At 40.8% G+C, this 25,751-nt stretch carries 18 protein-coding genes and 2 tRNA genes; 11 read left to right on the top strand and 9 right to left on the bottom strand.

Features of this window, described 5'->3' with window-relative positions; all coding sequences use genetic code 11:
- The first annotated feature begins 8 nt into the window (after nt 1-8).
- Nucleotides 9-2,303, top strand: coding sequence for a phosphoenolpyruvate--protein phosphotransferase (gene ptsP / locus J690_RS09085; protein WP_005066019.1), 2,295 nt, complete (start codon nt 9-11; stop codon nt 2,301-2,303).
- A 525-nt stretch (nt 2,304-2,828) separates the two neighbouring features.
- The gene (gene katG, locus J690_RS09090) at nt 2,829-4,985 is read left to right on the top strand and encodes a catalase/peroxidase HPI (RefSeq protein WP_032035397.1); all 2,157 of its coding nucleotides are present in this window, start codon (nt 2,829-2,831) and stop codon (nt 4,983-4,985) included.
- Between the two features lie 66 nt (nt 4,986-5,051).
- Here the strand turns inward: katG and J690_RS09095 are convergent, their stop codons facing one another.
- Nucleotides 5,052-6,104, bottom strand: a complete 1,053-nt coding sequence (locus J690_RS09095; RefSeq protein ID WP_005066015.1) for an MBL fold metallo-hydrolase — start codon at nt 6,102-6,104, stop codon at nt 5,052-5,054.
- A gap of 654 nt (nt 6,105-6,758) precedes the next feature.
- Here J690_RS09095 and hcaR point away from each other — a divergent pair.
- Complete coding sequence (hcaR, locus tag J690_RS09100) at nt 6,759-7,664, top strand: DNA-binding transcriptional regulator HcaR (RefSeq protein ID WP_005066014.1); 906 nt, start codon at nt 6,759-6,761, stop codon at nt 7,662-7,664.
- Between the two features lie 266 nt (nt 7,665-7,930).
- Entirely contained in the window at nt 7,931-8,608 is a 678-nt protein-coding gene (locus tag J690_RS09105) for a DUF1345 domain-containing protein (RefSeq protein WP_002115060.1), read from the top strand.
- Nucleotides 8,609-8,666: 58 nt separating this feature from the next.
- Here J690_RS09105 and J690_RS09110 read toward each other — a convergent pair whose 3' ends face one another.
- From J690_RS09110 to J690_RS09125, 4 genes are all read right to left on the bottom strand, one after another.
- Nucleotides 8,667-9,272, bottom strand: coding sequence for a glutathione S-transferase family protein (locus J690_RS09110; RefSeq protein WP_032035398.1), 606 nt, complete (start codon nt 9,270-9,272; stop codon nt 8,667-8,669).
- A 49-nt stretch (nt 9,273-9,321) separates the two neighbouring features.
- Nucleotides 9,322-10,017, bottom strand: a complete 696-nt coding sequence (locus tag J690_RS09115; RefSeq protein WP_002114898.1) for a helix-turn-helix transcriptional regulator — start codon at nt 10,015-10,017, stop codon at nt 9,322-9,324.
- 74 nt (nt 10,018-10,091) lie between these two features.
- The gene (locus tag J690_RS09120) at nt 10,092-10,766 is read right to left on the bottom strand and encodes an HAD-IA family hydrolase (RefSeq protein ID WP_017398768.1); all 675 of its coding nucleotides are present in this window, start codon (nt 10,764-10,766) and stop codon (nt 10,092-10,094) included.
- Entirely contained in the window at nt 10,763-11,695 is a 933-nt protein-coding gene (locus J690_RS09125; protein ID WP_032035399.1) for an RluA family pseudouridine synthase, read from the bottom strand. The genes J690_RS09120 and J690_RS09125 overlap by 4 nt, the downstream gene beginning before the upstream one ends.
- Nucleotides 11,696-12,416: 721 nt before the next feature.
- On the opposite strand from J690_RS09125, the gene J690_RS09130 reads away from it, so the two are divergent.
- From J690_RS09130 to J690_RS09145, 4 genes are all read left to right on the top strand, one after another.
- Nucleotides 12,417-15,740, top strand: a complete 3,324-nt coding sequence (locus J690_RS09130) for an Rne/Rng family ribonuclease (protein ID WP_032035400.1) — start codon at nt 12,417-12,419, stop codon at nt 15,738-15,740.
- 191 nt (nt 15,741-15,931) lie between these two features.
- Nucleotides 15,932-17,773, top strand: coding sequence for a long-chain-acyl-CoA synthetase (locus J690_RS09135; protein ID WP_032035401.1), 1,842 nt, complete (start codon nt 15,932-15,934; stop codon nt 17,771-17,773).
- Nucleotides 17,774-17,957: 184 nt separating this feature from the next.
- Nucleotides 17,958-18,033, top strand: a tRNA-Lys gene (locus J690_RS09140).
- A 22-nt stretch (nt 18,034-18,055) separates the two neighbouring features.
- Nucleotides 18,056-18,131: transfer RNA gene (locus J690_RS09145), tRNA-Lys, on the top strand.
- A gap of 62 nt (nt 18,132-18,193) precedes the next feature.
- Here the strand turns inward: J690_RS09145 and J690_RS09150 are convergent.
- Nucleotides 18,194-19,090, bottom strand: a complete 897-nt coding sequence (locus J690_RS09150; protein WP_032035402.1) for a LysR family transcriptional regulator — start codon at nt 19,088-19,090, stop codon at nt 18,194-18,196.
- Between the two features lie 112 nt (nt 19,091-19,202).
- Between J690_RS09150 and J690_RS09155 the strand changes: the two genes are divergently transcribed.
- Nucleotides 19,203-19,958, top strand: coding sequence for an SDR family oxidoreductase (locus tag J690_RS09155; protein ID WP_032035403.1), 756 nt, complete (start codon nt 19,203-19,205; stop codon nt 19,956-19,958).
- A gap of 45 nt (nt 19,959-20,003) precedes the next feature.
- On the opposite strand, the gene hemW is transcribed toward J690_RS09155, so the two are convergent.
- A complete protein-coding gene (hemW, locus tag J690_RS09160; RefSeq protein WP_032035404.1) occupies nt 20,004-21,158 on the bottom strand; it encodes a radical SAM family heme chaperone HemW in 1,155 nt (384 codons plus the stop codon).
- Nucleotides 21,159-21,274: 116 nt separating this feature from the next.
- On the opposite strand from hemW, the gene J690_RS09165 reads away from it, so the two are divergent.
- Together J690_RS09165 and abeM are read left to right on the top strand one after the other, a co-directional pair.
- A complete protein-coding gene (locus tag J690_RS09165; RefSeq protein WP_031946700.1) occupies nt 21,275-21,736 on the top strand; it encodes a DMT family transporter in 462 nt (153 codons plus the stop codon).
- Between the two features lie 32 nt (nt 21,737-21,768).
- Nucleotides 21,769-23,115, top strand: a complete 1,347-nt coding sequence (gene abeM / locus J690_RS09170) for a multidrug efflux MATE transporter AbeM (RefSeq protein WP_032035405.1) — start codon at nt 21,769-21,771, stop codon at nt 23,113-23,115.
- A gap of 33 nt (nt 23,116-23,148) precedes the next feature.
- Here the strand turns inward: abeM and J690_RS09175 are convergent, their stop codons facing one another.
- Nucleotides 23,149-24,399 carry an acyl-CoA dehydrogenase family protein gene (locus J690_RS09175; protein ID WP_002115020.1) on the bottom strand — a complete coding sequence of 417 codons (1,251 nt, stop codon included), beginning with the start codon at nt 24,397-24,399 and terminating at the stop codon, nt 23,149-23,151.
- 32 nt (nt 24,400-24,431) lie between these two features.
- Nucleotides 24,432-25,679: an SfnB family sulfur acquisition oxidoreductase gene (locus J690_RS09180; protein WP_032035406.1), complete on the bottom strand. Its 1,248-nt coding sequence runs from the start codon at nt 25,677-25,679 to the stop codon at nt 24,432-24,434.
- Nucleotides 25,680-25,751: the final 72 nt, after the last annotated feature.

Genomic DNA, 25,751 nt, shown 5'->3' on the forward strand with positions numbered 1-25,751 from the left:
ATACATCCATGTCAAACATGCAACTCGACACTCTACGGCGCATTGTCCAAGAGGTTAATGCGTCCGTCAGTTTGCATGAATCATTAGACATCATGGTTAATCAGGTTGCTGAGGCCATGAAAGTGGATGTTTGCTCTATTTATTTACTCGATGAACGCAATCAGCGTTATGTATTAATGGCCTCTAAAGGCTTAAATCCAGAATCTGTAGGTCATGTTTCTTTGCAACTCGGTGAAGGCTTGGTTGGTCTGGTCGGGCAGCGTGAAGAAATTGTTAACCTTGACAATGCGCCAAAACATGAGCGTTTCTTGTATCTACCAGAAACAGGCGAAGAAATTTATAACTCATTCCTTGGCGTACCAGTTATGTATCGTCGTAAGGTTATGGGTGTTTTGGTTGTCCAAAACAAACTTCCTCAAGATTTTAGTGAAGCTGCCGAGTCCTTTTTAGTTACGCTGTGTGCTCAGCTTTCTGGCGTTATTGCTCATGCTCATGCAGTAGGTAATATTGACGTATTTCGTAAGCCGAGTAATGGACCTGCCTATAAAACCTTCCAGGGTGCTTCAGGTGCAGGTGGCGTTGCTTTAGGTCGTGCTATTATTTTATATCCGCCTGCCGATTTGGGTTCTGTGCCTGATCGTGAAGCAGAAGATATTAGTGATGAACTTCGAATTTTAGATCAAGCCATTTCATCAGTACGTTCAGAGATTCGTTCTCTGGATGAAAAAATGCATGATTCACTCATGGCCGAAGAGCGCGCTTTATTTAGTGTTTTCTTAAGAATGCTAGATGAAAATGCATTACCAGCAGAAATTAAAGAACTTATCCGTGATGGACATTGGGCACAAGGTGCAGTACGTCGTGTCATTGAAAAACACACTGCCCTTTTTGCACAAATGGAAGACGACTATCTTCGTGAGCGAGTTTCTGATCTTAAAGATTTAGGGCGACGTATTTTAGCTTCTTTGCAAGAAGAAGACTCTAGCCATCGTGACCTGAGTCCGGACAGTATTTTAATTGGTGAAGAAATTAGTACTGCTGCTCTCGTTGAGTTGCCAGTAGACAATATTGCAGCGATTGTGACATCCGAAGGTGCAGCCAACTCACATATGGTGATTGTTGCTCGTGCATTAGGTATTCCAACCGTAGTTGGTGTAACTGAACTGCCAGTGAACACACTTGATGATGCAGAAATGATTGTGGATGCCTATCAGGGCCGTGTTTTTGTAAACCCTCCACGTCGTTTACGTCAACGCTATAAAGAAATTCAGAAAGAAGATGAACAAATCGCAAAAGATCTCAAACAATACGAGACCAAAGAAGCAATTACTCCAGATGGTGTGTCTGTTCAGCTCTATGTGAACACGGGCCTCATGATTGATGTTGTCCGCGGAGTACAACGTGGTGCTCAAGGCGTAGGTCTATACCGAAGTGAAATTCCATTCATGTTACGGGAACGTTTCCCGGGTGAAGAAGAACAACGCGCAATCTACCGTCAACAGTTGAGCCATTTCGCCAACAAACCTGTGGTGATGCGAACTCTCGATATTGGTGCTGATAAAGACTTGCCGTATTTCAGTATTGAAGAAGAAAACTCGGCATTAGGCTGGCGAGGTATTCGTTTCACGCTTGATCATCCCGAGATTTTTTCTTCACAAATTCGCGCCATGCTCAAAGCCAGTATTGGTTTAAATAATTTGCATATTTTATTGCCAATGGTCACTACAGTCAGTGAAGTCGAAGAAGTACTTTATTTACTTGAGCGTGACTGGATTGCAGTGCAAGAAGAAGAGCAAGTTAAAATTACCAAACCAAAAATTGGAATTATGGTTGAGGTGCCGAGCGTACTACTACAAATTGATGAGTTTGCCGAACTCGTCGATTTCTTCTCGGTCGGTTCAAATGACTTAACCCAGTATTTACTTGCAGTTGACCGTAATAATCCACATGTGGCAAACGTTTACTCACACTTTCACCCATCCATTCTACGTGCGCTAACCCGCTTAGTTAAAGAATGTCATGAATACAAAAAACCTATCAGTATTTGTGGTGAGATGGCAGGTGATCCATTATCAGCAATTCTGCTCATGGCGATGGGCTTCAATACCCTTTCGATGAGTTCGAGTAACATTTTGCGAGTAAGAAAAGCAATTTGTCATGTCCCTATGACAGATGCACAAAAATTGCTGGATGATGTCATGAAAATGAATAATCCACTCATCGTGAAAAGTTGGCTTGAGTACTATTTTAAAACTCACGGTTTAGCTGATATGGTGAAATCGAATCGAATCGTAAATGTTTAATATATAAACAATAAAGGAGAGCAATGCTCTCCTTTATTCATTTGAGATCACGTCTACTACAACTAAATATAAAAAATTTCATCTCACTATTGCCGCCATCTTAATCTATTAAATAAACATATAATCGGTTTTTTAAATCAATATTGACAATTTAATCCATTTGAAAAATAAGACTCCTACTCCTAGTATATTTACAGAGCGTTATTAAAAGATCTTACGTTGTTCCAACAATTGAAGAGGTAATTCTATGCATCGTTATTTACAAGTTTCATCTTATTTTTCCTCTTGTTTTTTAACCTTCATGCAGTAAATTGGAGGAATAACAAGTAAAGGAATCTGATGCATTATTAAATAAAAAATAATGGCCGACATCTCAGTGAAAAGACTTTTAAACGGTTTCTCTCACCATTTGTTCTTCCATTTCTTTATTTAGTAAACATGAGTTTTTAAACCAGAAGTCCAGGAAAATGAGCCCTAACATTTTTACGAAGAGCTCAATAATTATTACCCAGAGAGAATATAACCATGTCAGATGAATCAAAATGCCCTTTTTCAGGCCATAAATCAAAACCAGAAGTAACGGTCGGTGGTGGCACGCCTAGTTTACACTGGTGGCCAAAACAACTACGCGTCGACCTACTCAATCAACATTCAGAACGCTCTAACCCACTCGGTAAAGAATTTAATTACCGTCAAGAATTTAAAAAACTCGACTACTACACCCTCAAAGCTGATATCAAAAATGTATTAACCGATTCTCAAGATTGGTGGCCAGCCGACTGGGGAAATTATACAGGCTTATTTATTCGTTTAGCGTGGCATGCTGCCGGTACATATCGTATGGGCGATGGCCGTGGTGGTGCTGGTCGTGGTCAGCAACGTTTTGCGCCATTAAATAGTTGGCCTGACAATGCAAGCTTAGATAAAGCACGCCGCTTGCTATGGCCAGTTAAACAAAAATACGGTCAAAAAATATCATGGGCAGATTTATTTATTCTTGCTGGAAACATCGCACTTGAATCTTCGGGTTTCCGCACCTTCGGTTTTGGTGCAGGTCGTGAAGATGTTTGGGAACCAGACAACGACGTAAACTGGGGCGATGAAAAAGAATGGTTAGCTCATCGCAACTCTGAAGCATTGGAAGGCAGCAATCTAGCTGCAACCGAAATGGGTCTAATTTATGTAAACCCTGAAGGCCCACAAGCCAGCGGTGACCCTAAATCAGCTGCACCATTTATTCGCGCGACTTTCGGCAATATGGCAATGGATGATGAAGAAATTGTTGCCTTAATCGCGGGCGGTCATACTTTAGGTAAGACCCATGGTGCTGCCTCTGCTGACCATGTTCAGGCTGATCCTGAGGGAGCATCAATTGAACAAATGGGCTTTGGCTGGTCAAACAGTTTTGGCACTGGTGTTGGTAAAGATGCGATCACTTCAGGTTTAGAAGTGATTTGGTCACAAACACCAACACAATGGAGCAACTACTTCTTTGAAAACCTATTCAAATACGAGTGGGTACAAGAGCGCTCACCTGCTGGTGCAATTCAATGGGTAGCAGCAGATGCTGAGGCAATCATTCCAGATCCATTCGACCCATCAGTTAAACGTAAGCCAACAATGCTTACTACAGATTTGACCTTACGTTTTGATCCTGAGTTTGAAAAGATCTCTCGTCGTTTCCTTAACGATCCACAAGCCTTTGCCAATGCTTTTGCTCGAGCTTGGTTCAAGTTAACTCACCGTGATATGGGTCCAAAAGCACGTTATTTAGGTCCTGAGGTTCCGGCTGAAGATTTAATTTGGCAAGACCCATTACCTGCTGCTAGTGCTATACCGTCTACTGCCAGTATTGATGATGCAAAAGCAAAAATTGTTGCATTAGGACTATCTGCTGGTGAGCTAGTTTCCCTTGGTTGGGCTTCGGCATCCACGTTCCGTGGTGGAGACAAGCGTGGCGGTGCAAACGGAGCACGTATTGCTTTATCACCACAACGTGAATGGGACGTAAATAAAAAAGCAGTTGAGACTTTAACTAAAATTGAAGAACTCAAAGCTTCTACTCAATTATCATTAGCTGATTTAATCGTGCTTGCAGGTAACGTTGGTGTAGAACAAGCTGCTCAAGCGGCAGGTTTCAACATTAGCGTTCCATTTGCCCCTGGTCGTGTTGATGCATTACAAAGTCAAACTGATGTCGAATCTTTCCAATTACTTCTCGGCCTTGCTGATGGTTTTAGAAACTGGAAAAAAGAGGGTGTCAGCGCAACAACTGAGGCATTATTGATTGATAAAGCACAACAACTGACTTTGACTGCACCAGAGTTAACTGCATTGATTGGTGGCTTACGTGTACTGGGCACCAACTGGGATGGCTCACAACACGGTGTATTTACTCAGCAAGTTGGTGTACTCAGCACAGACTTCTTTACGAACTTACTCGACATGTCTACTGCATGGGCGCCTGTTGACTCAACAAGCGAAGTCTTTGAAGGCAAAGACCGTAAAACCGGCGCAGTAAAATTTACCGCAACACGTAATGATTTAGTCTTCGGTTCAAACTCAATCTTACGTGCATTAGCCGAAGTTTATGCTCAGGCAGATGGTAAAGAAAAATTTGTTCAAGACTTTGTTGCTGCATGGACTAAAGTCATGAATCTTGATCGTTTTGACTTAGCTTAATTTAAGTCAAAATGGTAAAAAGCCAGTTTAATTTGAACTGGCTTTTTTAATATCAAGCATCGTTTTTTAAACAGTCAGTTTGTGTCCTTCCCGAATGCAATAAAAAGGATTTGCAAGCTTTGAAGAAGCTTTAATTGCCTGTGCTAGAGCATGCTCTGGGTCTTCTCGGTCTTCATCAGTCAACTGGAAAGTTCGATAATGAATCGCAATAGAACGATGAGCCTGTAAATCGAAGTGCGCATGTAGCGCATCTTGCGGGTTCATATGAACATAGCTCATCAATTCACGTGGCTCATACGCACCTATTGGAAGTAAGGCAACTCGTGGTGCGCCATAACGAGCATGTATTTGCTTAAAATGACCCGCATAACCGGTATCACCCGCAAAGAAACAATGACCTGTTTTAGCCACAACCGAAAAGCCGCCCCAAAGTGCCTTATTCTGGTCGCGTAAACCACGGCCTGAACCATGCTGTGCAGGTGTATAGATTATTCTTAATTCGTGATAAGGAATTTCTTGCCACCAATCCATCTCAATGACATGGAACTCTTTAGGTAGATAAAAACCATTCCCGAGTCCAGTGTAAATTGGCATTGCGAATTTTTTATGTAGCCATTCAAGTGTCGCCAAGTCCATATGGTCATAATGATTATGGCTGAGCAAAACTCCATGAATCGTCGGTAATTGTTCTAGTGCAAAACCTGCTGGGCATACACGGCGTGGGCCGCGCCCTTGTGAAGGACTTGCATAATCACACCACACTGGGTCGGTAATAAAGTTATAAGGACCAATCTGAACCAATACCGTTGCATGCCCAACGAACCAGACTTGCCAATCATCCAGATCTGCCTGAGGTCGATTTTGCGGCAAAGCTACAGCCGTATTTACACGAGTTTCATATTCATTTTGAATATCCACTTTCCATGTAAAAGACTCACGCGTAACTAACCAACGCAATAACTCTTTTGAGCCACGAGCAGGTGACTTAGGCTGTTGATTATAAAAACGTGTATCCGTTTCATGCCCAGACTCGGGATGACAAAAAGGAGGTTTTATCCATGTATGCGTCCAACAGGACTGAGTCGGCAATTGATATGTTAATGTCGGCTTGTCTTTCATGGGCTTTTCTATGTTTTAGCATCAGCAGAATGGATGTGATCAGGTTTCTATCTTAACAATTAAAACAAATTAAGCTATGGCACTTACACTTATTTATCATATAAATATCCATTTTATCGTGGTCATAGCCAACCTAAGTTAAATTAGAGTGCCATAAAAAACACTTAGATGTGTTGAGTTTATGCGTCAGTAATTACCATTCTTACTAAGACTTCTTGTATAACATAACAATTAGAAGATGACGAAAAGCCGCCATAGAACCTGTCTATTTCATCTTTGTCGCCCGTAATTTTTAACTTAAGATTCTTCTGTGCAATGAAAACAATATATTTAGTAACAATTACATTTGGGTAGATCTTAGTGACCTCTAGGTTATAAATTTATTTTATTATTCTAGTTTTTGCATAATATGAGAATTTCTTAAATGAATATTTAAATCCTTTAGAAAATTCTTTGATTAATTATAAATAATGTATTTATTATTTAATTATTAATATATTTTATGAATTATTTGAGCTTATATTCCCATATTAAATCTTTAATGAAAATTAAAATTCCATTTATTTTATAAATACCTAAATCACCTTCACGCTATATCTATTTATGCTTTATACTTCACTTAAATCATAGTAAGACATTTTTTGGATTAGTCTTATGGAACTACGCCATCTCCGATATTTCATTACCGTTGCTGAAGAATTAAATTTTAGTAAAGCCGCTCTTAAACTTTTTACCGCACAGCCCTCTCTTAGCCAACAAATTAAAGATTTAGAAGAAGACGTTGGTGTACGACTTTTAAACCGCACAAAACGCAAAGTTGAGTTAACAGAAGAAGGCGAAGTATTTTTAGAACATGCTCGACTCACTCTCGCTCAGGCTGAAAAAGCGGTCGCTATGGCACGACAAGTTTCTAAGGCTAAACAGCAATTGTTACGTATCGGTTTCGTTCCCATCGCAGAAATGAAAATTTTCCCTTATGTACTTCCTAATCTGCGACTACAACACCCCGACCTTACTATTGAACTATCTAATTTAAACAATACTGAACAGCTTAAAGCCTTAAAAAAAGGAGAGCTGGACATTACGTTTACTCGTGAAAATACAGATAGTGATGAAATTCAAAGCCAATTTGTTTTAACTGAACCCCTGATTTTCTTACTTCCTAAAAATCATCCACTTGCTCAATATGATCGAATCCCAGTCCATGCTTTACAAGGTATTGACTTTATTATCCCGGCAGCCGAACAATCACAAACCTTACATAACACTATTTTAGATTTCGCTAAAACTCATAACATCGAACTGAATATTGTTCAAAAAGCAGACAGCATATTGTTCAACATTAACTCTCTTGGTTCTGGATTAGGCTGTACAATTTTACCTGCCTATGTTGCGCCTTTAGGCATCAAAAACACGATAGTTCGTCCACTTGATGTCGACTTACCAACACTTGATTTATTCGTAAACTATCGTAAAAACTCACAGTCTTTAGGCGTTCAAAAATTCATTGACCAGCTCACTAAAGTATTTCATTTAGATAAAAACTTAAACCACGCTTAATTATTACGAATAATTTTATTATTAAGCACATGATTAATAAGATCATCTTTATAAAAAAGTATAAATAAATATTCCTTCTATTTATTTTATACTTTTTATAAACAGTTTAATCCGCGGTAATATCCTATTTTATCTAATAGGTAAAATTAAATATCTCATGAATATAAATGAAAAGAATTGAAATAAAATCTATATAAAACCATATATTATTTTCACCATTTAATAAAAAATAATATATTTCCCGTGTAATAAAGGAGACTAGGAAAATGGTTGGCGTATTTCAACATCTAGGACGTAGTGTACAAAACCGCCCACATTTCTTTATTGCTTTATTCATAGGTATTGTCACAGCCGGTATTTTGACATGGTTAACGTCATGGAAATGGTCAACTATTTTATTAGTCAGCTGGAATGCTTCCGTTAGCATATATTTACTACATGTTTGGCAACTCATGAAAAGTGCCGACCATTCACAAATGCAACAGCAAGCAAAAAAACAAGATGAAAGCAAATGGGTCATTATGCTGATTGTTTTATTGGCATTAATCATGTGTCTGGTTGCTATTCTAATTCAACTGTCACAGCTCCCTTCTGACAGTTCTGCAAAGTTAGGTCATGTGGCTTTAGCTTTGCTCACCATTGTGTCTGCATGGCTTTTTATGCATACCGTTTTTGCTCTACATTATGCCCATGATTTTTATATGGCTTTATCTAGAAATGAGGAAAATGGAGGGTTAGATTTCCCTGGCACAAAACAGCCAACTTATCCTGATTTTCTATATTTTAGTTATATTATTGGTACTTCTGCTCAAACTGCGGACGTGTCAATTACCACCAAGCATATGCGTCTTTTAAACTTATTCCACGCTGTGTTGTCTTTTGGATTTAATACCACCATTTTAGCGATCTGCATTAACGTTGCTGCTGGCTTTCTTACCAATTAAAACCTTTAGTTAAAAACAAAAAAGCCACCCTTTTGGGTGACTTTTAGGAATATTAGGTTTACAGCAGTTGCCCCATAGTACTTTGTTTTAAGCCTTCACGCTGTTTGATCGTTTCAACATAACGGGTAATAGCAGGATGTGATTCAATCGCATTCATTTTTAACTGCCATAAAAGCATTGCTCCAACACTTACATCTGCTGCGGTAAATTGCTCACCACATACATACGGATTCGCTTCACTCAATCCCTGAACTAAAGCTTGATAAGCATCGTTGTAATCGCCATAGCCAACAAACATTTTTTGCTCAGGTGATACTTCTATTCCTAAAGCTTTATCAACACCCGCAGCTTCCCAAGGGCCCGCCATCACAAATAACCAACGGTAGTACAAACCACGTTTCGGATCATTCAAGGCTGGTGCCAAACCTTTATCACTAAACTTGTCGGCTAGATATGCACAGATTGCACCCAACTCATAAATAACCATATCGCCATCTACCAATACCGGTACTTTTCCAAAAGGATTAAGTTTTAGATATTCAGGCGATTTCATCTCGGTCTTATATGCGACTTCAATTCGTTCACATTCAACACCTAACTCGACTAAAAGCCAGTCAATAACTACACCACGTGACTCTTTGTTAGTATAAAGTTTAAGGCTCATTCTTATTGCTCCTTGTTTATCGTAGTTCCTAGTTTACAAATAACTTTTGTCAGTTTTTGTCAGTAGTCCTTTGCATTTCTTGTTTCCACCATCTTTGAAACAGATGTTTTTTAAATTCAGGATATATTTCCTCACTCATTTGCAAGTCATGGATACGATCTATCCGAAAATGGCGAAATGCCTGCCGCAATTCACACCAAGCAGCAAGTACAACTTTGTCATGTAAATACCCTAAAGCAAAAGGCCAAAGTGAACGTTCACTTAACCGTTTTTGTTCATCGCAATAATCGACTTTTATTTTTACTTGTTTACGAATCGCTAAACGTACTTGTTCTACTAAAGCTTCATCAACCGGATGCCAGTAATGTGTAACGCCTAGCGTCATGTCATCGATCAAATATTTCCGGTGCTCAGGTAGAACTGCATAAAGTTTAGAATAGATTGAAACGGCTGCCGATTTCATTGCCTGATCTGGAACGTCTTTCAACCACTCTAAAGCTAAAAATAGAGCTTCGGCTTCATTCTCATTAAAAGTAACCGGTGGTAATAAGATGTCTTCTTTAAGCTGAAAACCTAAGCCTGCTGAGGCATCAATTCTTACACCTTGCTCACGTAAGCTATCAATATCTCGATAGACACTTCGAACACTAATGTTTAGGCTTTCAGCCAAGACTTGTGCTGTGATTGGGTAACGGGCTTCACGGAGCTGTTGTAAAAGATTTAATAGACGAATTGAACGGCTCATTTTTCTCTTCTTATTGTTTTGTTATTCAGCTTAAAGAAAGAGGGAACGTATTCCCTCTTTAATACTATTTCAATTTAAGCGACATCTACAGTAGATAACTGAGCATACCCTCTCAAAAAGCTGTGAAGCTCTTGTACATTTTTAGCAATCGTTAAAGGTTGAAACTTTTGCAGAACTTCAACCGAATGTACGCCATAGCCTACTCCGATACGCGGCATCCCTAAACGCTGTGCCATCTCAAGGTCATAGCTACTATCACCAATCATGACTGCTTGCTCAACATTCACCCCAGTGACTGTTAATATTTCTTGCAACATGAGCGGGTCTGGTTTTGAACGCGTCTCGTTGGCAGCCCGAGTTACATCAAAAAGATGAGTACTCTGTGTTTTTGCGATTACACGGTCTAACCCACGACGGTTTTTACCCGTCGCTACGGCAAGTTTTAAACCTTGGGCTTTTAAATCATGGAGTAGTTCAGAAATACCCTCAAACCATGCATCACTAGTCGAGTTCGCGATATAGTGATCACCATATGCCTTTAAGATCGAGTCATGCAATTCCGGCGCTTCTGGAAATAAGGTCTGCATCACCTCAGGCAAGCCTAAACCGATAATACTTTTTGCGGCTTCATCGCTTAGAGGCAGTTCATGTTGCTCTGCTGCATGTTGTAAGCTGGCAACAATCTGGCCAACAGAGTTATATAAAGTTCCATCCCAGTCAAAAATAACTAATTCGGTTTTCAGACTCATTTTGCTACTCTCAAAGCCTTTAATAACTGGGTCATGTCTTCTGGTAACGGCGCTTCAATCGGTGGATAACCCGGAATATCTAAACGCATCGCGTGTAAACATAAACGTCGTGCCTGCGGACCTGCGTACTCAGTGGTGTGTCCATATTTATCATCACCCAACAAGGGATGTCCAATACTTAAACCATGGACACGAATTTGATGAGTACGGCCTGATAGCGGCGATGCATGCACCAAAGTGGCATTTTTAAAACGCTCTGCAATAACCCATTCGGTTTTACTTGGCTTACCTTCTTTAGATACACGTACACGACGCTCGCCATTGGCTAACTCATAACGAAATAAAGGAGCATCAATGAGTTGTTTATCGAGACTCACCTGACCTTTTACAATTGCCGCATAAGTCTTACGAATTTTGTGCTCACGCAACATGTCTTGTAGCAGCTTTAAAGTACTACGTTTCTTGCTAATCATAACCAGGCCAGAGGTGTCACGGTCGATACGGTGAATTAGTTCTAAATATTTTTTACCTGTCGCGGCGCGTAAAGCCTCAATCAAACCATATGCCACACCACTACCACCATGTACAGCAATACCTGATGGTTTATTGATGACTAACAGGCCTTCATCTTCATAAACCACACGGCTGAGTAGACTCTGTGCTACACTATCACTCACAGGAGCAGCGGTTTCATCCTTTTGTTCATAACGAATAGGTGCAACACGAATCTGATCTCCAATCTCTAATTTGGTCTCAGCTTTAATACGTTTTTTGTTTACTCGAACCTGACCTTCACGAATCAAACGATAAATACGACTCTTAGGTACACCCTTTAAACGCGAAAACAGGAAATTATCAATTCGCTGTCCTGCTTGATGTTCATCCACCTCAAACCAAGTGACACTTTGCCATTGCTGTGTAGAATTCATACTAATATTTAAACCTGAAATTTTGCTAAATTTGATTAATAAATGACCGATTAGCTTAGTTTTTTCACAAGAAATCTAAGCTTAGCCCATAGGCAGATGCTGCAAGGTTTGATATAGTCAGCGCACGGATACCGCCGTAAGTGAACATCTAATAGGGAATTTCCCTGATTGAAACCTCAATCAAAATGATGCTTTCATCACCAGCTCGGATTGGTCCTAAAGAATTATGCCGACGCCGAAGGCTTATTATATCGGCAAAATGACAAACTGTTGCGTTTAATTCAGTTTGTTCAAAAAAATATGTTACCAACTCTAGTTGGTTATGGAACGTAAACTGATACACATCAGACAAATCGCTCCTTAATGTTGCCTTCAGGCTAAAGCGTTGATGCATTGGAACTGCCGAAAGCACCGATACGATGAGCATTCCGTATCAAACTTCCAAAAAGAAGTCACTTCGCGCCCAATGACAGTGAAAGTCATTAACCAATGCACCGCTCCCCCGCCAGTGAAGCACTAAGGAAGTCCGATTTAAAGGTTGAAGCAGTATTGCCTACATCACAGACGAGAATCGAAGCTAAGGCTAAATGTAGCCGGTAACAGATGACTCAGACCACAAATATTTTGAGATCTGGGAAATGATCCGTCATGTTCGATGTTCGTTCAGAACCTTTAAGTTTGTGCGATATGTTTGTGTGGGTCACTATTAGGTGTCACACCCATGAAACGTATGTTGATTAATGCAACTCACGCAGAAGAAGTCCGCGTTGCACTTATCACTGGTAATCGTCTTTACGATTTTGATTTAGAGAATCGTACCCGAGAACAGAAAAAATCCAATATCTATAAAGGCCATGTAACCCGCGTAGAACCATCTTTAGAAGCTGTTTTTGTTGAATACGGCGCAGGCCGTCAAGGCTTCTTGTCTATGCGCGAAATTGCTAACAGTTATTTCCAAGCAGACCCACGACAAACTTCAAACATTCGTGAACTTATCACTGAAGGTACTGAATTACTTGTTCAAGTCGAAAAAGAAGAACGTGGCAATAAAGGTGCAGCCCTTTCTACCTTTATTTCACTTGCAGGACGTTATTTGGTTCTTATGCCAAACAACCCGAAAGGTGGCGGTATTAGTCGTCAAATTTCAGGTTCTGTACGTGAAGAATTAAAAGAAATTTTAGCTTCTTTAAATTTACCACGTGGTATGAGCGTTATTGTACGTACCGCTGGTATTGGCCGTACCCAAGAAGAATTACAGTTAGACTTACAGCATTTGCTTGACCTTTGGGCACAAATCCAAGGCACAGCGAGCTCTGGTCCTTCTCCAATGCTGGTTCATCAAGAAGCTGGTGTTGTTACTCGTGCTATCCGCGATTATTTACGTGATGATGTTGCAGAAATTTTAATTGATAGCGAACAGGCTTATAACGAAGCTTATAACTTTGTTAAAGCAGTGATGCCTCGTCAATTAGACAAACTTAAAACTTATACTTTAAACGAGCCATTATTTGCTCATTTTGGTATTGAAAGCCAAATTCAAACTGCTTATGAACGTGAAGTAAAACTTCCTTCTGGCGGTTCAATTGTGATTGACCAGACTGAAGCTTTAGTTTCAATCGATATTAACTCTGCGAAATCGACTCGTGGACATGACGTTGAAGAAACTGCGCTGAATACTAACTTAGAAGCAGCAGAAGAAATTGCTCGCCAACTTCGTCTTCGTGACATTGGTGGTTTAGTTGTAATCGACTTCATCGATATGACTAAAGAGCGCAACCAACGCATGGTTGAAGCAAAACTTCGTGAAGCAACTCAAAGCGATCGCGCACGTATTCAGTTTGGCCAACTTTCTCGTTTTGGCTTAATGGAAATGAGCCGTCAACGCTTACGTCCATCTCTTGAAGAAGCAACAGGTTATGTGTGCCCACGCTGTCATGGTACAGGCATGGTTCGTGACTTACGCTCACTTTCGCTTTCTATTATGCGTAAAGTAGAAGAGATCGCGCTTCGTGAACGTCATGGTGAAGTACAAGTAGAAGTACCTGTTGAAATTGCAGCTTTCTTGCTCAATGAAAAACGTCATAGTCTTGTTTATTTAGAACAAACTTCTAGTGTTCGTGTGACTGTTTTACCTCACCCGCACTTAGAAACACCTCACTACGAAATTCAGTACAATCCAGATGGATTTGCACCATCTAGCTACGAACGTACTGAAGCAACTCGTTCAAGTGAAAAAGAGTTAGGTTATGAATCTTCTGAATGGCATTTAGAAGAAGCTGATCATGGCCATACTCATGCTGCTCCTGCTGCCAATAACGCAGCTAATCAAAAGAAAGCAAATCAAGCGGCTCAACCTGCTGCTCAGGCAAGCGCTCAAAAAGCAGCAAGCCCTTGTGCATGGTTAGAAAACCTTTTTGTTCAAAAACAAGCTCAAACAGTTGATCAATCTCGCTCAGCACAAAATGCTGCTGCCGCAATTGAACAAATGGTGAATACAGGTGCTGTTAGCCGTGGGCAGTTTGGACAAGTCGTAGCACCAGCAGTTGCTGAAGTTACTTCGGCTCCATCTAACAATGCTTATATTTCTCAATCTCCTGTTAAGCAGGAAGCACGTGAGAATGTTGAAAAAGACGATAAAGTACAACAGCAACGTCCAAACAACAAAAAACGTAAGCACAAAGAGCAACGTGAACAACATCAGCACCACCACAATCAAGAACCACAGCAACAACAGGTTCATGAAGAGGTTGTACAGTTATCACGCCAAGAGCAACGTGAATTAAAACGTCAACAAAAGCGTCAACAGCAAGACCAGCCGCATGCACAACATCAAAATGATGGGCAACAAGCTGAACATGCTGTACCACGTCGTGACCGTAATAACCAACAACGTCCAAACCGTCCGAATCGCCACCGCGATCCAAGCGTATTAAATGAAAATCAAAATACGCCGGCACCAGCAGTTGTTGATGAAAAACAAATTAAGGTTGATTTGATTGATGCTCCACAGCATGAAGTCATGAATACAGCCTTAGTCATCAATGTTGATCAAGCACAAAGCGAAATTATTGCTTTAACGCCTGAGCAACCTGTTGAACGTACTGAAAAAGCACCTGTTGTTGAAGCTACTCAAGAACTAGCTCCAGCACCAGTTGTGGCAGTGGAAGAGACGGTAACCGCTGAAGCAGAAGCTCCTCAACCAAAAGCTGAGAAAACTCAACCGCAAGTTCAACGTGCAAGTAATGATCCTCGTATGCGTCGCCGTGAACAACGCAATGCAAAACGTGCTAAAGCTGCTGCACCATCAATTGCCCCATCGCAAATTCCAACGTTGGCGCAGTATACAATTGGCAGCTTGATCCGTCATGTTTACGGTGAAGACTGCACAGTACTGATTGAACAGTTTGGTTTAGTTCCAACATTCAATCGTGCATTGCAGAAATTTGCAGAGCAATACGCAAGTACTCTAGTGACTGAAGTCGCAGCTGAAGCTGAAGACAAAAAGCCTGTTACTCGTGATGCCGAGCTTCCAAGCAATAAGCCTTCACAAGAAGCAGAACCTGCGCCAGTACTTCCGTTGACGCCACCAAAAGAAGCGACACCACGTGTTGCTAATGATCCGCGTGAACGCCGTCGTTTAGCGAAACTTGCAGCTGAACAAGCTTTTGAGCAAGTTAAACAACAACATTCTGCACCAGAAGAAGCTGCCCCTGTAGCTGAGACTGTGGAAGAAGCCGTTGTTGCTCCTACTGCTGAAACACAAGCACCTGTTGAATCAAAACAACAACCGCTTGAGCTTGATCAGCAAGTTGAAGTAGTAGCTAATGTAGAAGAGACACCAGCGACAACTGTAGTAGAAGTTCCAGTTGCAAAACAGCCAAAAGCAGCTGCAAAAGCCAAAGCAGCTACAGAACAAGCTGTAGAGCCAACTGAAGCTTCTGCCGAGAGTGAATCAGAAGATTCTAAAGCTGATAAGGACAAACCAAGTCGTCCTCGTCGCCCTCGCGGCCGTCCACCAAAGAAAGCAAATCCTGTAGCTGAGTAAATCATTTGCTCAATTGCAGCTAATTTAAACAAACCTAGTCATTTCGATGACTAGGTTTTTTTTGTTATTTTTAACCAATTAGGTTGATTGCACTAGAAGAAAAGTTTTAAAAGCATGGTGAACCATGAAAAATACTGTACTTTTGCCAACGCAACCTTTTTTGGATTGATCGAAAAATAAATAGGATTGATATGAGCCAGACAACACAGACCGATATCATTACACTTGGGGATGTTGCCACTAGACTTCCTAGCTTCATTCCCAAAGTACCCCATATCCTGAATGGTCTTAAACAGGCTTATTTAAGAACAGCAAATACACCAACTGGATTAGGTGTAGCTTTTGAGAAAGCTGTTAAGCGAAATCCGAAAGGTATTGCTTTATTATTTGAAGATCAAAGTTACTCATACGAAGCTTTAAATGAATGGGCTAACCAGATTTCTCACTATTATTTATCTCTCGGCGCACGTAAAGGTGATGTGATTGCCGTAATGGTTGAGAACCGTTCTGAGCTTATTGCCAGTATTGTGGGCTTAGCTAAAATTGGGGTAACGATTGCGCTTGTAAATACATCTCAAGTCGGTAAAGTTCTCGCTCATAGTATCAATCTTGTAAAACCAATTGCAGTCATTGCGGGCGAAGAAGTTCATGCTGCAATTGATGAAATTCGTCAAGACTTAAACGTTCCTAAAGACCGTTTCCACTGGTTTGCAGATCAGGCTACTCGTCAAGATGCAGGAACAGCACCTCAAGGTTATGCCAATCTTGCAATAGAAATTGATCAATTCCCGAAATTCAATCCATCAACCACACATTCTGTTCATGGTAATGATGGTCTGTTTTATATTTATACTTCGGGTACAACAGGTTTACCAAAAGCAGTTATTTTTAAACATAGCCGCTGGACACTTGCCTACGGCACTTACGGCCACATTTTAAACCTTGGCCCAGATGATGTGATGTATGTTACTTTGCCGCTGTACCATGCAACAGGTGTGGTGGTTTGTTGGTGTGGGGTGATTGCAGGAAGTTCTACGCTTGCTATTCGACGTAAATATTCAACCAGTGCATTCTGGAAAGATGTTCAGAAGTTTAATGCGTCTGCAATCGGTTATGTAGGTGAACTTTGCCGTTACTTAATGGATGCTCCAACTACAGAACTTGACCGTGCTCACCGTGTAACCAAAATGATTGGTAACGGCATGCGTCCAAACATCTGGGATAAGTTCAAACAGCGTTTTGGTGTTCAAGAAGTTCTAGAGCTTTATGCTTCAAGTGAAGGCAATGTCGGCTTTAGTAATATTTTCAACTTTGATAATACGGTAGGCTTCTCCCCTATGCCGTATGCAGTCATTCAATTTGATAAAGAAAAGAATGAGCCTGTACGCGATAAAAATGGCTGGGGTAAAAAAGTTAAAGCAGGTGAAGTCGGTTTATTGGTAGGAAAAATTACCAGTCGCTCTCCATTTGATGGCTATACCGACCCAGAAAAGAATAAATCTGTGATTATGCAAGATGTCTTCAAAAAAGGTGACTCATATTTCAACACAGGTGATCTTGTTCGTAATATTGGTTTCCGTCATGCCCAGTTTGTTGACCGCTTAGGTGATACCTTCCGCTGGAAAGGCGAAAATGTATCTACCACCGAAGTTGAAAACATGGTGTGTGAATATGACAAGATCGCTGAAGCTGTCGTTTATGGTGTAGAAATTCCAAATACCAATGGTCGTGCAGGTATGGCAGCAATCACGCTTGCTGATGGTGCTGAATTAAATGACACTGACTTAACAGAAATGGTGACTGTATTTAAAAAATGCTTACCTGCTTATGCGGTACCAGTGTTTTTACGTATACAAGCTAAAGTTGAAACTACAGGTACTTTTAAGTACCAAAAGAATAAATTGAAGGAAGATGCGTTTAATCCAAGCAAAACTTCTGAACGTTTACTTGCTTTATTACCTGGTGCAAGCAGTTACTGTGACATCACAACTGAAATTTTTGACAACATTCAGGCATATAAATACCGTTTTTAGTTCATTTTTTAGCTAAACAAGAGGAAATCGTGCTTTTTATAGGCAATCATGCAAATGTTTTTAAATTTCCTCTTGTGTTAGTTGAATAACTTGCTAAAATACGCGACATCAAAACAAAGGTGGTGTTAGAAAACTTTTAGTTATCTTGCACTTCACATTCAAATGATATTTGAATGTTTGTTCAGGGTCGTTAGCTCAGTTGGTAGAGCAGCGGACTTTTAATCCGTTGGTCCCGCGTTCGAGTCGCGGACGACCCACCACTTATCTGTTTTGAACCTATTTGGGTCGTTAGCTCAGTTGGTAGAGCAGCGGACTTTTAATCCGTTGGTCCCGCGTTCGAGTCGCGGACGACCCACCAAATTCTAAAAAGCCTCTCAGTTCGAGAGGCTTTTTTATTGCTAATGTATTTTAGTTTTATGACTAAAAGATGACGATGCACTTCTTGTACAGAACATCCCTAGCCCATTCCATAAAGATTTCCAAACGTTTAGGAATATAACTCCGGTTCGGATATAAAATATTAAGTGGAAGTGATTGAGCAGTATAGGCGCTTAGTACTTCAACTAAAGTTCCCTGCTCGATTTTATCCTGAACATCGTAGTATGGAAGTTGAATAATTCCCAAACCTGCAATAGCCGCTGCAATATAGGCTTCCGTATTATTCACGCTTAAAGCACTATCCATCATCACAGTTCCATCTTGATATAAAAATACGCCCTGTTTTTCTCCTACGGCTCCTGCATAGTTAATGAGTTTGTGTTGAGATAGATCTTCTAATTGTTCAGGAATACCGTACTGTTCTAAATAGTCAGCACTTGCACAGTTCACCATAATCAAGTTTCCAACGAACTTCGCAATTAAACTACTATTATCTAGCTGCCCCACCCGAACAACACAATCGATTCCTTTCTCGATTAAGTCAGTGATGTCATCAGAGCTATGAATTTGTAAATGGATATCTGGATAGCGGCTATAAAAATCGGGCAGTTCAGGAATAATCACTTGATGCACGATTCGGCTGGGCATTGAAATTTTTAGCGTGCCACGATAATGCTGCTTTTGTGCCTGTATAAGCTGTTCGAGCTGTTCATAATCAAATAATAGATTTTGACACTCAGGTAATATTCGTTGTCCATCTTGGGTAAGGCTTACTTTACGCGTAGTACGATGAAATAAGCGTACTCCATAGTGAGTTTCTAGCTGTTGAATTGCGCTCGTCACTGTCGAACGAGGCAAATCAAGCTGATTCGCCACTTCACTAAAGCTTTGTCGTTTAGCGACTTCTGTAAAAATAAAAAATTGCTGCAACCGATCCATTTAATTGTTCGTATTTTTTGAATAGTTAAACCAAACTAGCATAATTGATCAAAAATTACCGCCAATCTAGACTAAAAACACATTAAAACAAGTCAGCATAGGAACAACCATCATGACAACTCATACTCTTAAAGATAAAGTTGTATTGATTACAGGCGGTGCAAAAAACTTAGGTGGACTGATTAGCCGTAAATTTGCAGAACAAGGCGCCAAAATCGCGATTCACTACAATAGCGCTGAAACTCAAGCAGATGCTGAACAGACGCTCGCAGATGTAAGAGCATTCGGTGTAGATGCCGTTTTAATTCAGGCAGACCTAACGGATATTGATAATATCGAAAAGCTATTCTTAGACACTAAGCAGCATTTTGGCGGAATTGATATTGCCATTAATACAGTTGGAAAGGTTTTAAAGAAATCTTTTTTAGATACCACAGAACAAGAGTTTGATAGCATGAGCGATATCAACTCAAAAATTGCCTATTTCTTTATTCAATCGGCAGGGCGTCATTTAAATGACGGCGGCAAGATTTGTTCAATCGTGACTTCTCTTCTTGCAGCCTACACTGGACTCTATTCAACCTATGAAGGTTTAAAAGCACCTGTTGAGCATTACACACGTGCTGCATCAAAAGAATTTGGTGATCGTCAGATTTCTGTGACTGCTGTTGCACCTGGGCCTATGGATACACCTTTCTTTTATGGTCAGGAATCTGCCGAAGCAGTGGCTTACCATAAATCAGCTTCAGCTTTAGGTGGACTCACCAAAATTGAAGATATTGAACCTCTAGTTCGCTTTTTGGTAACTGATGGTTGGTGGATTACAGGACAGACTATTTTTGCAAACGGCGGCTATACCACTCGCTAAAATCAAAAAGCCGCATCTCAATGTGCGGCTTTTTAATTTGCTTCTTTATAAGAACTCTTCTAGTACCGAATTTAAGAAAATATGTCCCTGCTCAGTACAAGCCAAACGACAATGATCATCGACCAATAGCTTTCTAGCTCGTAGTGAAGTGAGTACTTCATTTAAGTGATCTAGGCTTAAACCTGTGCGCTGCTCATATAACTCAGCTTTTACGCCATCATTTAGACGTAAAGCATTCATCATGAACTCAAAAGGTAACTCTTCTGCCTCAATCTTTTTCATTTGCAAATGTTCGGCTGGAACCTTAGCCAAATAGTCTTTCGGTAAGCGAGTTTTTTGGAAACGGTACACACCATCTGGTTGTGTGACTTTGCCATGTGCCCCTGCACCAATCGCAAGGTAATCACCAAATTCCCAATAATTTAAATTATGAGCTGAAGGCTGCTCTTTACGCCAAGCTGACACTTCATAATTTATAAAACCATTGGCTTTTAGATAAGCCTCACCCTGCTCTTGAATATCTTCTAGCACTTCATCTTGAGGTAAAACGGGCTGCGTACGGAAGAATACTGTGTTTGGCTCAATAGTCAGTTGATACCAACTGATATGTGTCGCGCCATGCTCTACAGCCATCTTTAAATCATAAAGTGCTTGCTCTAGCGTTTGCTCAGGTAGGCCATGCATTAAATCGACATTAACTCGCTTAAAGCCTGCTTGTCGTGCCTGCTCTATTGCATCCATAGCATTGTTGGCTGAATGAATACGCCCCAGTTTTTGCAAGTGCTCTGTATTGAAAGTTTGCACACCAATCGATAAACGATTAATACCTGCGTCTAAATAGCCTGCAAACGGGTCATGTTCTAGTGTTCCGGGATTTGCTTCTAGGGTGATTTCACAGCCATCTTCAAATTTGAGTAATGACTTAAGCTGTTCAAACAGCCACGCATAGCCTTTAGCAGAAATAAGTGAAGGCGTTCCACCACCAATAAATACACTATGAATTGAACGTCCCTGAGCCATCTCAACTTGAGTTTCAAAGTCGGCCACCAATGCTTTTAAATAGGTTTGCTCGAGTTCTGCCGAAAGCGCTCCATCTGGTACGGCATGCGAGTTAAAGTCACAATATGGACATTTACGCACGCACCAAGGCATATGGATATATAAAGATAAAGGAACAGAAGCAGGGTTTAATACGGCCAAGGAGCAGGTCCAATTTACACAATATTTCTATTTTAACATGACTGCATCAATGGGCTTATGAAAACATACCTTAATTGCTTTAGACTGTTTTTAAACATACTTAAATATTGATAAAAATGATGAAATTCTCTAGTCAACTTTTCCTGATCTTACCTCTAGCTATGGGAATCGGTGTTGCCATGGCTTTTCAAACTGCAATCAATGCTCAACTGCGCGAGCAACTACACTCACCGTTGCAGGCAGCTTTATTATCATTTTTCATAGGTACTATTGTTTTAGCCGTTATGGTTTTTTTCCAAAGTGCCGAAAAGCCCTCTTTAAGTGAAATAACAAATATTCCATGGCTTCTTTGGACAGGAGGATTCCTTGGGGTTTATGCAATTAGCATGAGCATTTATACTGCACCTAAACTTGGTTTTTTAACCTTTACAGGGCTAGTCGTTTTTGGGCAATTGCTCATTTCAATGTTGCTTGACCATTTTGGCTGGTTAGGTACAGAAAAGACACCTGTTACATGGCAACGGTTTCTTGGTGGCGTGATCATCTTTGTCGGTGTGTTACTCACTTTGCAACGTTAGCTTCATTTTTATATTTAAAAAGAGTACCTTTTGTGTCGAATGTCACATCTTTTCGGTCTGAATTAAAACAACTCTTCCACTTAATGCTACCGATTTTAATTACCCAGTTTGCTCAAGCGGGATTTGGGTTAATTGACACTATTATGGCTGGGCATTTATCTGCAACCGATTTAGCAGCAATTGCGGTAGGTGTGGGCTTATGGATCCCAGTCATGCTCCTGTTCAGTGGCATTATGATTGCAACTACACCTTTGGTCGCTGAAGCAAAGGGCGCAAGAAATACAGAACAAATTCCTGTCATTGTCCGTCAATCCTTATGGGTCGCCCTCATTTTAGGTGTAATGGCTATGCTCATTTTGCAGCTTATGCCATTTTTCTTGCATGTGTTTGGCGTACCGGAGAGCCTACAGCCTAAAGCAAGTTTGTTCTTACATGCGATTGGTTTAGGTATGCCAGCTGTGACCATGTACGCAGCCCTACGCGGTTATTCTGAGGCTTTAGGCCATCCACGTCCTGTAACGGTCATTAGCTTACTGGCCTTAGTGGTTTTAATCCCTTTAAACATGATTTTTATGCATGGATTAGGGCCAATACCTGCATTAGGTAGCGCAGGCTGTGGTTTTGCAACCTCCATTTTACAGTGGCTCATGCTAATTACTTTAGCTGGCTATATTTATAAAGCTTCGGCTTACCGTAACACGTCTATTTTTAGCAGATTCGATAAAATTAACCTGACTTGGGTAAAAAGAATCTTACAGCTTGGCCTACCCATCGGTTTAGCCGTGTTCTTTGAAGTCAGTATTTTTAGTACAGGTGCATTGGTACTTAGCCCACTAGGTGAAGTCTTTATTGCAGCGCATCAAGTTGCAATTTCAGTTACCTCTGTGCTGTTTATGATCCCGCTTTCACTTGCGATTGCCCTGACCATTCGTGTGGGAACCTATTATGGTGAAAAGAACTGGGCTTCGATGTACCAAGTCCAAAAGATTGGTCTAAGCACGGCAATATTTTTTGCCTTATTGACCATGTCTTTTATTGCTCTAGGTCGTGAACAAATTGTCTCGGTTTATACTCAAGATATAGATGTAGTTCCTGTTGCCATGTATTTACTCTGGTTTGCAATGGGTTATCAGCTGATGGATGCATTGCAAGTGAGTGCCGCAGGCTGTTTAAGAGGGATGCAAGATACGCAAGCACCGATGTGGATTACACTCATGGCATATTGGGTGATTGCTTTTCCTATCGGACTTTATTTAGCACGTTATACCCATTGGGGTGTAGCTGGCGTATGGTTAGGCTTAATTATTGGTTTAAGCATTGCTTGTGTTTTATTACTTTCAAGGCTTTATTTAAATACCAAACATTTAAGCAAAACCTAATAAAAAAGCCGATTATTCATCGGCTTTTTTATTTTATGCAGACTTGGCTCGCGGGCTTGCTCCAATTTGCCAGACAAAGGGCAAATCGGTACGGTTTACTTCCCAATCTCCAATCACCTTTTCTTTATAGATGAGCGGATTATGTGAAGACACCGTTCGAGCATTACGCCAGAAACGGTCGAGTTGTTTGACCTGACTACTTGCTGACGCGCCCAAAGCATTAAATAATTGGCTGGTTAAATCGAGTACCAAATTAGAAATCACCACCTGTCCTTGCGCCGACTCAAGCTCTGCATCTACATTAAACTGATGTTCTTTCACCTCTAACTCACTAAAGTGACTTTCATAAGCCTTCTGCAATGCTTCAGCTGTTTTAATCGTAATTGCTAGACTTCCGTAAGCTTGAGCAGAGGCTTTACCCACCACCTGTAAAACTTGTGGGTCATGACGAACAATGTCTCCATTACCATGACTAAAAATACGTTTTCTCTCACGAATCTCCTGACTAAAAGTTTCTACTGCCGCATGTGCAATACCCGTTAAAGTTGCAAGATGGACGACTTGATAAAAAGCAGTTTGATATTTAAAACGCTGGTCAAATGGAATAAGGTGCGAAGCCGGCAAGTGAACCTGATGTACTTTTAAAGTACCGCTACCCGTCGTCTTTTGACCAAAGCCATCCCAATCATCAATCACACTCACGCCTGTTTCATGGCGATAAATAGCAGCAATCACATGGCGGTCATTTACTTCATCGTAAGCAAATAAATCGATCCAGTCAGCAAAGATACTTCCCGTTGAATAGTACTTTTCACCATTCACTACCAAGTTGCCCGAAGCATCTTTGGTTACTCGTGTAACGACATCACCGATTTGCACATTTCCAACTTCGGTCCATGCATTCCCAACTAAATCACCTTGTACAAAACGCTGAAACCAAACCTCTTGTGAGTGCTCTTTATGGGCAACTAAGCGGTCTTCAACAAAAGCGAAGTGTCCACGCAAAGCTTGCACAATATTCGAGTCTGCTTGTGCTAACTCTGCTAAAAGCTGGAAAAGTTGCGGTAATGACACCCCATCTCCACCATATTTAACCGGAACACGTACCGCACCTAACTTGAGTTCTTTTAACCACTGAATCGGTTCAAAAGGCAAGATTCGTTCTTTTTCTCGCTGAATTGCACCTTGGGCAATTTTTTCAAAAACTGGGCGAAATCTACTTGCGACCTTTTCATAATCAGCGCCAACAGACAGTTCTTCTAATTCAATTTGGGTAATCGTCATCTTTTTTCTCCTAATCTTATTTTTTATTCACTTTAGCTCCATGCATGACGAGGTGGATGGATGCCATTGAGGTAGTAATTACCGACAATGTGATATTTCCAACGCACAGGATCATGCAAGGTATGAGTGCGAGCATTACGCCAATGGCGGTCCAAATTAAGCTCAGACAAGGTCGATCGTGTTCCCGACAATTCAAAAAGCTTATTCGCTGCTAAAATCGCAACTTCTGTAGTGAGTACTTTTGCTTCAGCAACCAGTAATGTCGCTTGGTTTACATGCTCTTCTGTCGTTTCGGCAATCGCCTGATCGATCGCATCTCCTGCTAAATCTAATACCGCTTCTGCTGCACGCAGCTTAATTTTTAAATCACCAATATTTGCAATTGTGTAAGGGTCATCGCTGGCTTTTTCCAAACCTGAGTCGACCCATGCACGACTATGATTTTTGACATAGTGAATTGTTTCTTCAATTGCACCACGTGCAATACCAGCATCCACAGCAGCTTGAATAAATTGTGAAATTGCACCTGCCGGTGTAGGGCGTTCGAAAGCCTGATAAATCGGGATTAGATATTCTTCACGTACTGCAACCTGATTAAGTTCAACGGTTCCACTGGCCGTGGTTCGTTGCCCAAAACCGGACCAGTCATTAATAATATTAACCCCTGAAGTCTCCCGAGGAACTAGCGCTGCATAAGGCTGCCCCTGTTCATTTACAGCGACAATGGGAACCCAATGTGCAAGCAATGCGCCTGTTGCAAAAAACTTCTTGCCATTAATTTCATAACCGTGCTCTGTCTTTTTTAATGTGGTAGTGAGGTCAGCCACCGTTTTGCTATGCTTTTCTGAAAAGGCATTTCCGAAACGAATCCCCCTCAACACTAAGTTAAAGAAAAATTGTTGTTGTTCTGGGCCTGCATCAAGGCGTAAATGTTCAATAAAAGCCAAGTGATTTTGGGGAAGCTGTGCAAGAGATGGATCAACACTCGCAATTGTTTTGATGACCTCAGCCAAGGTTCGATATTTGACTTGTGCACCACCAAATTGCTTGGGAACCGTAATAGCCCATAAGCCACTTTGTGAGAACTGTTGAATTTCGTTTAGAGGTAAACGGCGCTCTCTGTCTCGCTCAGATGCTTCTTGTGCAAACTCTTGAGCAAGTTGTTTGGCAAGCTCAATTGCTTCTTCATCAGAACGAATAATATGCGCATCTTTTGACTGCTCAAACACAGATAAAGGAACCGCCTGAGACCGCCCATGGGCCGAACTTAAACTTGTCATAACTTTTGTTATCTCTATTTTTATTTAACCTGTTATTCACATTACCACCAAAAAAACAGGCACTTTATAGAT

The sequence above is a fragment of the Acinetobacter sp. 742879 genome, from assembly GCF_000588535.1.
GTDB classification, from domain to species: Bacteria; Pseudomonadota; Gammaproteobacteria; order Pseudomonadales; family Moraxellaceae; genus Acinetobacter; species Acinetobacter pittii.

Coding starts and splice junctions, on each gene's coding strand:
- J690_RS09180 (WP_032035406.1), bottom strand. CDS start 25,679: ATGACAAGTTTAAGTTCGGCCCATGGGCGGTCTCAGGCGGTTCCTTTA.
- hcaR (WP_005066014.1), top strand. CDS start 6,759: ATGGAACTACGCCATCTCCGATATTTCATTACCGTTGCTGAAGAATTA.
- J690_RS09120 (WP_017398768.1), bottom strand. CDS start 10,766: ATGAGTCTGAAAACCGAATTAGTTATTTTTGACTGGGATGGAACTTTA.
- J690_RS09095 (WP_005066015.1), bottom strand. CDS start 6,104: ATGAAAGACAAGCCGACATTAACATATCAATTGCCGACTCAGTCCTGT.
- J690_RS09165 (WP_031946700.1), top strand. CDS start 21,275: ATGATGAAATTCTCTAGTCAACTTTTCCTGATCTTACCTCTAGCTATG.
- J690_RS09125 (WP_032035399.1), bottom strand. CDS start 11,695: ATGAATTCTACACAGCAATGGCAAAGTGTCACTTGGTTTGAGGTGGAT.
- J690_RS09175 (WP_002115020.1), bottom strand. CDS start 24,399: ATGACGATTACCCAAATTGAATTAGAAGAACTGTCTGTTGGCGCTGAT.
- J690_RS09150 (WP_032035402.1), bottom strand. CDS start 19,090: ATGGATCGGTTGCAGCAATTTTTTATTTTTACAGAAGTCGCTAAACGA.
- J690_RS09135 (WP_032035401.1), top strand. CDS start 15,932: ATGAGCCAGACAACACAGACCGATATCATTACACTTGGGGATGTTGCC.
- J690_RS09110 (WP_032035398.1), bottom strand. CDS start 9,272: ATGAGCCTTAAACTTTATACTAACAAAGAGTCACGTGGTGTAGTTATT.
- ptsP (WP_005066019.1), top strand. CDS start 9: ATGTCAAACATGCAACTCGACACTCTACGGCGCATTGTCCAAGAGGTT.
- J690_RS09155 (WP_032035403.1), top strand. CDS start 19,203: ATGACAACTCATACTCTTAAAGATAAAGTTGTATTGATTACAGGCGGT.
- J690_RS09130 (WP_032035400.1), top strand. CDS start 12,417: ATGAAACGTATGTTGATTAATGCAACTCACGCAGAAGAAGTCCGCGTT.
- J690_RS09105 (WP_002115060.1), top strand. CDS start 7,931: ATGGTTGGCGTATTTCAACATCTAGGACGTAGTGTACAAAACCGCCCA.
- J690_RS09115 (WP_002114898.1), bottom strand. CDS start 10,017: ATGAGCCGTTCAATTCGTCTATTAAATCTTTTACAACAGCTCCGTGAA.
- katG (WP_032035397.1), top strand. CDS start 2,829: ATGTCAGATGAATCAAAATGCCCTTTTTCAGGCCATAAATCAAAACCA.